The 11,673-nt window shown below is 69.0% G+C and carries 16 protein-coding genes; 7 read left to right on the top strand and 9 right to left on the bottom strand.

The features are described from left to right. Nucleotides 1–127: 127 nt before the first annotated feature. From VFG40_RS16315 to VFG40_RS16285, 7 genes are all read right to left on the bottom strand, one after another. The gene (locus tag VFG40_RS16315) at nt 128–940 is read right to left on the bottom strand and encodes a hypothetical protein (protein ID WP_324899455.1); all 813 of its coding nucleotides are present in this window, start codon (nt 938–940) and stop codon (nt 128–130) included. A gap of 261 nt (nt 941–1,201) precedes the next feature. Then, the gene (locus VFG40_RS16310) at nt 1,202–1,834 is read right to left on the bottom strand and encodes a glutathione S-transferase family protein (protein ID WP_324899453.1); all 633 of its coding nucleotides are present in this window, start codon (nt 1,832–1,834) and stop codon (nt 1,202–1,204) included. Beyond that, nucleotides 1,831–2,130: a putative quinol monooxygenase gene (locus VFG40_RS16305; RefSeq protein ID WP_324899451.1), complete on the bottom strand. Its 300-nt coding sequence runs from the start codon at nt 2,128–2,130 to the stop codon at nt 1,831–1,833. The genes VFG40_RS16310 and VFG40_RS16305 overlap by 4 nt, the downstream gene beginning before the upstream one ends. Continuing rightward, the gene (locus tag VFG40_RS16300; protein ID WP_324899449.1) at nt 2,127–2,714 is read right to left on the bottom strand and encodes an isochorismatase family protein; all 588 of its coding nucleotides are present in this window, start codon (nt 2,712–2,714) and stop codon (nt 2,127–2,129) included. Before VFG40_RS16300 ends, VFG40_RS16305 begins: the two co-directional genes overlap by 4 nt. Before the next feature lie 86 nt (nt 2,715–2,800). Then, entirely contained in the window at nt 2,801–3,760 is a 960-nt protein-coding gene (locus VFG40_RS16295; RefSeq protein WP_324899447.1) for an NADP-dependent oxidoreductase, read from the bottom strand. Next, nucleotides 3,760–4,476: a YbhB/YbcL family Raf kinase inhibitor-like protein gene (locus tag VFG40_RS16290; RefSeq protein ID WP_324899445.1), complete on the bottom strand. Its 717-nt coding sequence runs from the start codon at nt 4,474–4,476 to the stop codon at nt 3,760–3,762. The genes VFG40_RS16295 and VFG40_RS16290 overlap by 1 nt, the downstream gene beginning before the upstream one ends. Nucleotides 4,477–4,478: 2 nt before the next feature. Then, entirely contained in the window at nt 4,479–4,994 is a 516-nt protein-coding gene (locus VFG40_RS16285) for a nuclear transport factor 2 family protein (RefSeq protein ID WP_324899443.1), read from the bottom strand. 155 nt (nt 4,995–5,149) lie between these two features. On the opposite strand from VFG40_RS16285, the gene VFG40_RS16280 reads away from it, so the two are divergent. After that, the gene (locus tag VFG40_RS16280) at nt 5,150–6,040 is read left to right on the top strand and encodes a LysR family transcriptional regulator (protein WP_324899441.1); all 891 of its coding nucleotides are present in this window, start codon (nt 5,150–5,152) and stop codon (nt 6,038–6,040) included. A 176-nt stretch (nt 6,041–6,216) separates the two neighbouring features. Here the strand turns inward: VFG40_RS16280 and VFG40_RS16275 are convergent, their stop codons facing one another. Both VFG40_RS16275 and VFG40_RS16270 read right to left on the bottom strand, forming a co-directional pair. Beyond that, a complete protein-coding gene (locus tag VFG40_RS16275; RefSeq protein ID WP_324899439.1) occupies nt 6,217–6,663 on the bottom strand; it encodes a hypothetical protein in 447 nt (148 codons plus the stop codon). Further along, nucleotides 6,660–7,229, bottom strand: coding sequence for an RNA polymerase sigma factor (locus tag VFG40_RS16270; protein WP_324899437.1), 570 nt, complete (start codon nt 7,227–7,229; stop codon nt 6,660–6,662). Before VFG40_RS16270 ends, VFG40_RS16275 begins: the two co-directional genes overlap by 4 nt. A 518-nt stretch (nt 7,230–7,747) precedes the next feature. Here VFG40_RS16270 and VFG40_RS16265 point away from each other — a divergent pair. From VFG40_RS16265 to VFG40_RS16240, 6 genes are all read left to right on the top strand, one after another. Beyond that, nucleotides 7,748–8,074, top strand: coding sequence for a hypothetical protein (locus tag VFG40_RS16265; RefSeq protein ID WP_324899435.1), 327 nt, complete (start codon nt 7,748–7,750; stop codon nt 8,072–8,074). Nucleotides 8,075–8,226: 152 nt separating this feature from the next. Beyond that, complete coding sequence (locus VFG40_RS16260) at nt 8,227–8,433, top strand: hypothetical protein (RefSeq protein ID WP_324899433.1); 207 nt, start codon at nt 8,227–8,229, stop codon at nt 8,431–8,433. 267 nt (nt 8,434–8,700) lie between these two features. Then, entirely contained in the window at nt 8,701–9,246 is a 546-nt protein-coding gene (locus tag VFG40_RS16255; RefSeq protein ID WP_324899431.1) for a GNAT family N-acetyltransferase, read from the top strand. Then, complete coding sequence (locus tag VFG40_RS16250; RefSeq protein WP_324899429.1) at nt 9,243–9,566, top strand: non-heme iron oxygenase ferredoxin subunit; 324 nt, start codon at nt 9,243–9,245, stop codon at nt 9,564–9,566. The genes VFG40_RS16255 and VFG40_RS16250 overlap by 4 nt, the downstream gene beginning before the upstream one ends. Nucleotides 9,567–10,179: 613 nt before the next feature. Further along, the gene (locus VFG40_RS16245) at nt 10,180–10,893 is read left to right on the top strand and encodes a hypothetical protein (protein WP_324899427.1); all 714 of its coding nucleotides are present in this window, start codon (nt 10,180–10,182) and stop codon (nt 10,891–10,893) included. A 196-nt stretch (nt 10,894–11,089) separates the two neighbouring features. Continuing rightward, the coding region (locus VFG40_RS16240) for a CPBP family glutamic-type intramembrane protease (protein ID WP_324899425.1) at nt 11,090–11,673 on the top strand (584 nt) is incomplete at its 3' end.

Genomic DNA, 11,673 nt, shown 5'->3' with positions numbered 1-11,673 from the left:
GGTGGCGGCACCCTCTCCACCCCGGTGGCGAGGGTGCTGCGTCGGAGGGCGGGGTGGTGAGAGTGCGGTGTTGAACGAGTGCCGGCGCGATGGATGCGGGCGTCGGCGCGCGCTTTTGGGCGCGTCGCTAGTGCAAGTAGAGCGTCGGCCCGAGCACGGCCGCGAAAGCCGCGGTGACCAGCACGCCCAGGACGAGCAGCGCCGGACGGCGTTCGATGACGAACGGCTGCGCCGGTAGATCCGGCCGGCGGGAGTAGGCCACGTTGAACAATCCGGCGGTGCCACCAAACGATGCGGCCACCGCCGAGGTCAGCGTGATCACCAGGCCATGCGGGTTGAACAGGCCGACCAGCAGCGCGCTGGCGCCGCCGACCACGTACACCGTCATGGCAATCTGCCGCTTCACGCGCGCGGCGTGGTCACCGCCGCCGAGCATGGCACCGAGCATGCGGATGGCGACGCGCACCACCCCGACGTAGGCAACGAGGCCAATCACGAACAGCCCGGCGCGCCACAGCCACGGCCACGGCAGCGGACCCACGCCGCCGCCCGCGTCCGGCCCCCAGTCGCCGAGGTTGGTGGCGCCGGAGAACATCCAGTAGCCGGCGGCCACCATGCCCTTCACGGCAAACACGATCCAGGCCACCACGCGCGGCAACGGCCGGGTCGCCCGACGCCAGAACATGTAGGCCAGCGCAGCCAGCACGACATCCACGCAAGTACCGGCCATCGCCACCCACCGCGTCGACCACCCCTGGGTGCCCGGACACTCGATGTAATACGCACCCAGCTCGCTGGGCTGGTGCCCGGTGGCAACGCACACGACGGCGTGACCGAGCAGCTCGTGCGCCATGGTGAGCAATGGCAACAGCAACAGCGCCAACCCCACCAGGGTCCCAATGTCGACCCATGGCTGGATGCGGGTGTGGTTCCTTGCCATCGCGTGCTCCCCTCATTGGTGGCCGGGAGCATCGCGCGTGTGCAACCTGCCGGCCAGTGCGCATCGCAAGGCGGCTGCGGTGACAGATGTCAGGCGCCGATGGCATGACCCGGCGGCGAGCGCAGTTCACTCGCCGGCAATCGTTTGGCAGGGCGGCGAAGCGACGGGAGGGCACGTGAGAGGAGCCATCGGCCCACTGAGTGGTCGCCGGCAGGGCGAGCCGACCGGCGTGCCGCCGCGGCCGGTGCATCCGCGACGCGCTCAGGCCACGGCCGGTATGGCCATGCCCTCGATTACACCCGGTCGCTCGCCCACCCGAGCCAGCCACTGTGCGATGTGCGTGTAGCCGGCCGTGGCGTTGGGGTCAGCAGCGCCAAGCAGTCGCATGGCAGCAGTCGCCCAGGTGAAATTGGCGATGTCGGCGATGGAGAAAATTTCGGCCAGGTACTCATGCTCACCCAGGTGCTGGTCAAGCAGGCCGAGCAGGCGATCGACCTCTTGCCGGAACCGGTCCACGGCATACGGCAGCGGCTCCGGTGCAGCCCGACTGAAGTGCATCCACTGGCCGAGCATCGGACCAATGCCGCCGACTTGCCAGAAGGTCCAGGCGATGGCGGCGGCACGCTGGCGCGCGTTGTCGCCGAGAAGCCGGCCGGATTTTTCGGCGAGGTAGATGAGGATGGCGCCGGACTCGAACAGCGTCACCGGCGCCGGTGGATCGTGGTCGACGATGGCCGGGATCTTGCCGTTGGGGTTGATCGCCAGGTAGGCGGGTGCGCGCTGCATGCCGGTGCGCAGGTCGATCGGGTGCACGCGATGCGGCAGTCCCGTTTCGCACAGCATGATCGAGGCCTTCTGCCCGTTCGGTGTGCCCCAGGTGTAAAGGTCGATCATGGCATGGCTCCGATGTCGGTGGCCGAGTCGTGCTCGGGCGGCCCGGCGGTGCAGGGCGAGGCCTGCTCCAGCGCGAAAAAGTGCTTGAACGCCGGCGACGCCAGATGCGCTGTCCAGGCGGCCTCATCGGCCCATTCGCTGATGCCGAGATAGTCGCCACCGGATAAGCGCAGCCAGCGGTAGCCGATGCAGCCGCGCTCGCGCTGCGCCGCATCCTGCGCCTGCGCGAGTCGCGACTCCAGCACGTCCTCGCGACCAGCCAGGCAGCGTAGTCGATTGATGCGTACCAGGCTCATCGCGCCTCCAGCATCGGGCCGATGTGCGCCTGGAAGATTGCCTCCAGCCCTGCGGCGTGCGGCGACTTCCAATCGCGCATGAGCTCGCCGCCAAGCCCCACCCACGACACCAGCGCCGCGCCGCCGTGGGCCAACCGGGTCAGAGCAGCCAGTTCCGCCTGCTCGGTGGGCGCGGCGGAAGCATCGGCTACGACGAACACCTCGTAACCGTTCCGCAGCAAGTCCAGGCTGGTGAGGCTCACGCAAACGTCGGTGGCGATGCCCGCGAGGATCATCTGACGACGCCCAGTGGCCTTCACTGCATCGACGAAGGCCGATGTGTCCCATGCGCTGAACGAACTGCGCTGCACGTGCGTCGCGTCGCGGTGCATGTCGTTGATCTCCGGCACCAGCGGCCCGGCTATGCCGACACCCTCGCCGAGCACGATGGTGGGCAGCTGGAACAGCTTGCCGATCTTGGCCAGCGCGATAGCGCCGTGGCGGATGCGCCCGGCGGTGCCAGGGCGGCACATGCCGAACAGGTTCTCGGTGAAGTCGACGAGGATCAGTGCCGCATCGTCGGCGGACAGTGCTCTACCGGGCATGGGGTGTCTCCGTGGAGTCTGTTGAATGGAGACCCGGCGGCGATGACGCGGCCGGGTAGGGTGGGGTGGCGGGCTTCCCGAGGGAGCTAGGGCATGTCCACCACGAGCTTGCCCCGCACGCCACCGGCGGCCAGTGCGGCATACGCCTGGCGCACGCGCAGGAACGGGAAACTGCGCGTAACCTGCGCGGTGATGCGCTTCTCCTCGAGGTCGTGCACCAGCATCGCGAGGTCGCGGGCGTGCGGCGCCAGCCGGACGTAACTGACCTGCACCCCGACGAAGGCGGCCGGGTCCGGTCCGGGCAGGGTGCAGACCATCTTGCCGCCGCTGCGTACGGCGCCGGCGCAGCGCACTAGCTCCTCGGACTGGTGCACGAGATCGACGAGTACGTCCACACCGTCCGGCCACGCCGTTTTAAGCGCGTCGATTGCATCAAGGCGGGAATAGTCCAGCACGTGGCTGGCACCGCAGCCGCGCACCAGCGCTTCGTCCTCGGCACGGGACACGGTGGCGAGGACGGTGGCTCCGAGCGAGGCCGCGAGCTGGCAGGCGATGAGCCCGACCCCGCCGGTGGCACCGACGATCGCCACGGTGCGCCCCGCGACCGAGCCGGCCGCGCGCAACACCGCCATGGCGGTCATGCCCGCCTCCGGCAGGCTGGCCAGGCTCCGCGCCGACAGTTGTTCCGGTGCTGGCACCACACACGCCGATTCGTCACACAGCACATGCGTGGCCATGGCGCCGTGTGCCGAGGTCATCGCCACCACCCGCTCGCCCTGGCTGAAGTCGGCGTCGGGGCCGGCACCGACCACGCGGCCGCAGACATCGCTGCCGGGGACGAACGGAAAGTTCGTCGGCATGAAGCTGGACAGCACTCCGGTCATCAGCTTGATGTCGAGCGGATTGAGTGCGGCAGCTTCCACCTTGATCAGCAGCGCCGCGCCAGTGGGTGGGGCAAGTTGGATCGGCAGCAGGGTGAGGTCTTCCGGCGAGCCGTAGGTGTTGATCATCCAGCCGTGCATTGGGCCGTGCGCGAAGCGGGCCATCAGTGCGCTACCTCACCGGAAGGCGCCAGCGTCGCGTGAGTGGAGAACGTGTTGTCGGTGGTGCCGCTGGCCAGCACGTGCCCCTGCAGCGCCTTGACCAGTGCGCGTCCGTCGAAGCCGTCGGCGAGCGGCAGCGAGGGGACATCGAGTGCGTAAACCGTGAGACGGTAGTGGTGAAGCCGCAGGTCGTTCCACGGCGGGCACGGCCCGTCGTAGCCGGCATAAGTTCCACGCATGTCGGCGCTGCCGGCGAAAAAGCCGGTGTAGTCGTTGATGCCGCGGCGCCCCTCGCCGCGACGCATCAGCGGCTTGCCATGCACGACACGCTGCTCGCTGTCGGCGGCTTCCTCGAGCGAACGCATCGATGGCGGCAGGTCCACCAGCAGCCAGTGGTAGAAGCTCACGCGGGCGGCCGACGGTGCAATGACCGTGTCGGCACGGTTGACCAGTGCGGCATCGGCCGGCACGTCCGGATCGCTCATCACCACCGCGTAGGAGCGCGTGGCGGCAGGGCCGGCGCTCCAATGCACCGGCGGGCTGCGGTCTGGCGCCGGCGCGACGCGGCCCGCGCCGTCGGGTCGGCAGAACGCGAAGTGCTCCGGCAGTCGTGAGCCGGGCACCACGCCGGGGATCGACACATCCAGCCGCGCTGGCTCGCTCGCTACCGCGCCGGCGCTTGCCAGCGCGAACAATACGCACACGATGGCGCCGCGCATGTTCAGTGCTCCGCCGACAGCGACTTGATGATCGGATCGACGTTCGGATCGGCCCGCAGCGTGCGGCGCACGAACTTCCACTCGCCATTGTGCTTGACCAGTTCGTCGGTGAAGGTGGCCGTGCCGGTCACCGCCAGCGACTTGCGGTCGAACACGGTGAGGTAGCAGAACATGCTGGCGTGGTCGCCCTGGATGGTGACCTCGTGATTGGTGACGACGTGGCGCTTGTCCTTGGAAAAAGTGGACACCATGAACTCGAATGCCTTGCGCAGGCCCTGCGGCCCCTCGGAGGTGCCCCAGAACCCGATCAGTTCGCCATCGGGCGTGAATGTACCGACGAACTTGGCCGGGTCTTCGGCGTCCAGTGCGTTGTCGAAGTGGGCGCTGAGCTCGACAATTTCAGAACGATCCGCGGCCTGCGCCATACGTGCCAGGGTCTTGGAAGAAAGTGCCGGCGCGGCGGCCGAAGCGGGCACGGCGATCAGCAGGCACGCCAGCAATACGGTGGTCCTCAACATCGTTTCGATCCTCGGGTGATGCCGGACCCCCGTCCGGATGCGAAGACGATAGGTGCAACGATATGGTTTGATTAGCCCGGCAAAGATGGCTTGATTGAACATTCCCCCGAACAATCAGCCGGCGTGCGCTGGCTCCGAATAAGGTGTGACGCGCCATGCACGACCTCAACGAGTTCCGCGTTTTCCGCGCCATCGCGGAGCGCGGCAGCCTGATCCGTGCGGCGGTTGAGTTGGGCCTGCCGCGCTCCACCGTCAGCAAGCGGCTGGCGGACCTGGAGGCCAAGCTCGGGCAGTCTCTGTTCAAGCGCACTACGCGCCGGGTTGCCCTGACCTCGGCCGGGCAGCTTCTGTACGAGCGGGTGTCGCACGCGCTGGATCTGCTTGAAGACGGCGCGCGCGCGGTGCGCAATGTCGATGCTGCGGTCGCGCAGCGTCTGGTGATCTCGGCGCCGCCGCTGCTTGCTCAGAACATCGTCGGCAGTGTCGCCGGCGAGCTGCTGCGGCGCGAGCGTGTGATCACCATCGAGGTGAGGAGCACGATCGACTTCGATCCGGTGCGCGATGCCGACGTGGACATCCGCATCTCGGCGCACCCGTCGGGCCGACCACCGCCGGGTGCTCGCGTGGCGGGTTACTCCCGGCGCGAGATCTACGCCGCGCCTTCGCTGCTGGCCCAGCGGAGCGCGCCGGTGACCCTGGCGGACCTGACGCCGGACATGCTGGTGATGCGTACGCCGTGGGAGATCCTGACGGTGACCCGCGGGCGCCGCCGGGCCACCCTTGTATGCGGTGGGCCGCTGGTGGTGGAACATCACGAAACCATCCGCGATGCGGTGCTTGGCGGGGCACTCTTCGGCGTGCTGCCTCGCTTCATCGCCGCGCCTTATGTCGATCGCGGGATGCTGGTGCAGGTGCTTGGGGAATGGAAGTTTCCGGAAATTCCGATCGCCATCACGCTTGCGCCCAACCCCCAGCGCAGCGCGCTCGCCGACGAGGTAGCCGATCTCATTCCCGCGGCTCTCCACCAGAACGGGCTGTTCCGTTAGCTGCAAAGGTTGCCGTCATGTGGCGGCGGACAGTGGCTGGGGCCAAGCTCTCCGTGGAGATCATTCGGGAATGATTCGGCCATCCCGTATGTGCTTGGCGCACGGTAGCCAGTGATGCGTACGCCGGCGAAACGCGCAAGCGGGGCGCCCATGTATAGAGCCCGTGCTGAGGGCGGTCAGCCCATCCGCCGCCGCAGCAGTTCCGCCCCCTGCGAGGCGCCCAGGCAGGCCAGCAACGCCAGCACCCACGGGTTGCCGGCCACCGACCATGCGGCCGGGTCGGCCTGGAACCAGCTGCCGCCCTCGAACATCGCGAACGCGAGGCCGGCGATCACCAGCGCAGCCAGCAGCAGGCGGGTGAGCTGTTTTTCCAGGCCGGTTTCCGGCGCCGTGATGGCGGTGGGCACGGGGCCGGCGCTGGCGGCGAGCCGTTCGGCGAAATCGGCCGGCAGCCCGATGGCGTCGTCTGCTCGCAGCGCCGCGTGGACGTGCCGGTAACTGGCTTCGCGGGCATCGGCTGGGGCGCGCCCGTCGCGCGCGGCCTGCGCGGCCGCCTCCTGCGCCTGCCACTCGCGGGCGGCGGCAGGGCTGTTGAAGAAATCGATATCGCGGTGCTTGTTCATGGCATGACTCCCAACCGGGTTTCCAGCGTCTCGCGCAGTTTCAGGCGCGTGCGGAACAGGTGGCTCTTGATGGTGCCGGAGGCCAGGCCGGTGACCTGGGCGATCTCGGGAATGCTCAGCTCGTCCAGATGGTAGAGCGTGAGCACGGTGCGCGGCAGCGGGGGCAGGGCGTCGATGGCCGCGTGCAGGTGCGTACTCATTTCCTCGTCGGCGCAGCTCGCTTCCAGGTCGAAACCGTCGCCGATGGTGTCCAGCAGCGAGAAATCCTCGTCGTCACCGATGTGCGGATCGACCAGCGCGATGCGCTTGCGCTCCAGGTGGCGCAGGGCGACGGTGTAGGCCACGCGGCCGATCCACGATTTCAGCGCGCTCTCGTAGCGGTACTGGTGCAGGTTCTGGTGCACCTTGAGAAAGGTGTCCTGGCACAGCTCGCGGGTGTCCTCCGGGTTGCGCACCATGCGCTGGATGATGTGCCAGCACAGGCCCTGGTACTCGCGCACCAGGCGCGCGAAGGCGCCGGGCGCATTCGCCAGGGCGGCATCCACCAGGTTGCGGTCGTCGGTCATTGGGCGCGAGCTTCCATCGGGGCATGGATACGCGCATGTGCCGAACGGTTGCATGGGCGGGGGTGACTTTCGCAGGGAGGGCTGCCGTCCTTCGCCTTCGGGGCTGAATGGCTTTGGCCTGGAGCCCGCGGCGCGCCACTTCAGAGTCGTCATTCCCGCGCAAGCGGGAGGAGCCTTTCAACGGCGTATGCCGGTCATCGACCCTGATCCTGGCAGAGAGCAACATGGATTCCCGCTTTCGCGGGAATGACGTCGAGGAGGGGTGTCAGCTCTCTTGGCAGAGAGCAACATGGATTTCCGCTTTCGCGGGAATGACGTCGAGGAGGGGTGTCAGTTGAGCGACCATCGATGCTCAGCGCGCTGAGCCGTCCTCGCGACCCACCACGTGGCAGGTATCTGTCGCGGCCACCATCCGGGTGCGGTGAGCGGTGTGACCGCGAGGCTGGCACTCGAGCGATGCAACCGTTGCCGCATTGCCCGTATCCATGGCCCCGTCACCCAACCCAAAGGAGCACCCCATGATCGACGGCAACCTGATTCCCATCGTCCTGTTTCTCTGCATCACCTATGCGATCAAGACGGTGGTCGATGCGCGGTTCCGCCACAAGATGGTCGGCGCCGGCGGCTCGGAAGAGCTGATCCGTTCGCTGCTGCAGGGCGAGGAAGTGCGCCGCCGCCACGCCTCGCTGCGCTGGGGGATCATCCTGGTGGCGCTGGCCGCAGGTTTCGCGCTGATCCAGCAGGGCGACTGGCATCAGCTCACCCCCGGCATGATCGCCGTACTCGCCGGCGCTACCGGCCTGGGCAACCTGGTGTACTTCGCGGTCGCCCGCAAGATCGGCTGATCGCCGCCGCGGCCGCGTCCTGCGGCCCGCATGGCACACGCGCCGGCGCACGCTCCGCCGCCGGCGCGGCTTCACCTCCTCACCTCCCTGCGCACTTCGTGCCACCGCGCGTGGCACGGCGGAGCCGTGCGCGCGTGTTCCGGAGAGATCCCGTGACCAAGTCGCTGTTCTTCCTGCTGGTGGTTCTGCCCGTGGTCGTGCCGATGGCGGCCATGCACTACCTGCGGCTGGTCAACGTCGCCGAGGCACCCCTGCTGGCGCAGGTCGCCGCCGCCATCGGCGTGGCCACCTGGGAGACGGTGTCGGAGACCGCCGCCCCGCGACGGTCCCAGCGGGACCGGGCGCGCTTTTGCTCGTGAAGTGGTTGCGTCTGAAGGGGCGTGGACATTGGCCAGCCGTTCGCCCGCGTTGGCAGCCTGCGCAAGATGCGCTCGTAGCGAGAGCCACTGGCGGCAAAAGGAAGCGGCTCGCCGTACCGGTGAACCACGGTGCACGCTGGCGACACAGGTGCTGCGCCACACGCCCAACGGCGAGGGCGCCTGCATTGGTGAGCCGCAGCGGCGCTACCGGCCCGCGCGGCTGCCCGGAGCATGTGATGCCGGGCGACGGCGGATTATCATCGGCGGATGCACGCAGACGAACTCGTTTACCGGGCGGCCACCGCCGCCGATATTTCCGCCGTGGTGGCGCTGGTCGAATCGGCCTACCGCGGTGAATCCGGCCGACGCGGCTGGACCACCGAAAGCCACCTGCTCAACGGCCAGCGCACCGATGCACAGGACGTGGGCGAGGCGATCGCCCGCCCCGACAGCCTGGTGCTGCTGGCCGAGCGCGACGCAGTGCTTCTTGCCTGCTGTCATCTGGAGAAGCAGGGTGACGCGGCGTATTTCGGCATGTTTGCCGTGGACCCCACGCGCCAGACCGGCGGCATCGGCAAGCGCGTGATCGCCGAGGCCGAGCGGGTCGCGCGCGCGCAGTGGGGGGTGGATCGGATGCGCATGACGGTGATCGTGCAGCGCGAGGAGCTGATCGCCTTCTACGAGCGTCGCGGCTATGCCCGCACCGGGCAGATCAAGCCGTTCCCCTACGGCGACGAGCGCTTCGGCATTCCGCGGCGCGACGACCTGCGTTTCGAGGTGCTGGAAAAGCCGCTGGGCGAGGTGACGGCATGAGCGCGCCAGAAGGCTGGGTGAAGGTGGGTACGCGCAGCGAGATCCTGCCGGGCGAGTTCAAGATCGCCTGGGACGGCGACACGCCGATCGCCGTGTACAACATCGACGGCACGCTTTACGCGGTGGAAGACGTCTGCACCCACGACGGCGCCGAACTGGCCGGCGGCGAGGTGCACGGCTTCGAGGTGGAGTGCGTGCGTCACGGCGCGCGGTTCGACCTGCGCACCGGCGCGGTCACCTGCCCGCCGGCGTACGAGCCGATCGCCACCTTTCCGGTGCGTGAGGAGGACGGCATGATCTGGACACGCGACGACCGCTGAGGTGGCGCGGTTCGCGGCTGCCGCCTGGCGTGCCACGTAGGCGGGCCGGATCAGCAAAAATGTGACGGCAAGGTGATAAAGATCAACTGCGCCGCCGGTATCGCTTCGTAGATTCCTCGTGAAGTTGCTTTGCAGCACAGGGGATGGCGCCATGGACAGCAAGGGTCGGGACAGGAGTTGGCGGCTGGTGGGGCTGGGGCCGGCGTACGCCCTGGGGAGCGGCCACGAGCGGGGCGGGGCCGGGGAGCTGGACCGGTTCATGCGGCCGCTGGGGCGGCTGGCCCGCTGGCTGCTCGCGTGTGTGCGGGCCGGGACGCCGGACGTGCCGGATGCGGCGGCCGCGTGCCCGCCTGCGTGGTCTTGCACCCTGAAAGCACCGGCACGGGAGCCCCATGCCTCCGGCGCGCCGGACGTACGGGTGCGGCGGGTGCGCCGCGGCGCGGCGCGTAACCTGATCATGCTGCCGCTCACGCTGGTGCCGCCGACCATGGGCGGCGCAATGCGTGAAGCACCGCTGGCGGCCGCAGATTCGCGGCGGCGCGCCGGCTCGCGGCCGTCGCTCGCCCACCGCGCTCTCGTCCGGGCTTGGTCCGCGACGCCGCGGGAAGCTCCGTTGCTTCTGCGCAAGCTGGCTGGCGATGCCGTCGCGCCCGCGCCGGACGCCACGTGCCGGATGCGCGATGCCGGCGCAGGCCGTCAGGACGTGTTCGTGGCAAGCCCCGCGGGTGCCGTGCAACAACGTGCTCTTGCACAGCAAGCCATCGCAACCGGAGATGCAGCCGCAGCCGATGCCGCGTTCGCCACGCTGCAGCAGGCCGGGCACCCGCTCCAGCCCGCCGAACGCAGCCAGTGGTTTGCCCTGCTGCTGCAGCAGCGCAAGGTGGACGCCGCACTTGCCCTGCAACAGGCGCACGGCGACCTGCGCGCGCCGCTGCAGCAGCTCGCCATGGCGCATGCGTTGGCGGAGTGCGGCAGGCGCAGCGAGCTGATCGATTTTCTGCAGACGCACCAGCCCACGTTTGCGCGCGAGGTGCAGGAGCGTCAGTGGCTGTATCTGCTCGCCCACGTGGACGATGCGCGGCCGGAGCTGCTGCGCCGTCATCGCGTCCGCTTTGCCGCCAACCGTGCGGTGCAGGCGCGACTCGCTTCGCCCGCCGTGGCCTCGCCCGCGGCGGACGCGCGACCGGTGGGCGAGTGGCCACCGGTACGCGATTTCGCCGGCGCGCGCTTCGCCTTGGCGCTGCGGGCAGGCCGCTTCGACGAGGCGCTGCGCTGGTGTCCCCAGGCCGTACCGCCCAAGGGCGACGCGTCCGCCCGGTCTGCCTGACGGCAGCCGCGCGGTAGTGTCCGGCACCGCGCCCGCAATGCATGGGATAAGCCGCAGCGGCGGGCCTTACCCGCCGCTGCGCGCGGCGGCACCGCAGCTGCGGTGCTGAGGTCGCAACTGACGGGATAGCTATCGTGCGTACCGGCGGTGGTGCGTGTGGCTACACTGCGCGCGGATCACGCAAAGGGGGCCGGGCATGGGAACGCAGGCGATTCGCGCAGGCGTGGTGTTCGTGTTGTTGTTCGCGTTGTACCAGGGCGCCGAAGGCCTTGGCGCGCGGGTGCTGCACAGCGCGTTGGCGCAGGGCGTGCTGATGATCGCTTGCGTGGTGGTGGCGTGGCCGCTGTCGCGTTGGCTCGGCTACCGCGGCTACGGCGCGTATGCGCTGGATTGCGCGCCGGCCTCTTTCGCATGGCTGGGTGCGGGGCTGCTGGTGGCCTGCATCGCCAAGGCGACCGCGATCGGCGCGGGCGAGCGGCTGGGCATCTACGTGGCCACCGGTGCGCCGTTCACCGCAGCCGGCTTCGCCGCGCTCGGCACCGCGCTGCCGATGCTGCTGCTGTCGACCTTCGTGCCGTCGATCGCGGAGGACATCCTTGCGCGCGGGTTCTGGTTTCGCGCGGCGGGCATCCGCTGGCGTCGCGGGCTCGCCTTCGTGGCGTTCTCGGCCGGCTACTTCGTGCTCAACCACATCTACCGGCTCGACCGCGGGCCGACCGAGTGGCTGATGATCTTCTGCATGGGCCTGGCCTACGCCACCGCGCTGTGGCGCACCCGCAC

This window comes from Dyella sp. (assembly GCF_035685805.1).
Taxonomy (GTDB): domain Bacteria; phylum Pseudomonadota; class Gammaproteobacteria; order Xanthomonadales; family Rhodanobacteraceae; genus Dyella_A.
Note: the sequence above shows the minus strand (reverse complement) of the source record. Positions and strands in the feature narration are given on the sequence as shown.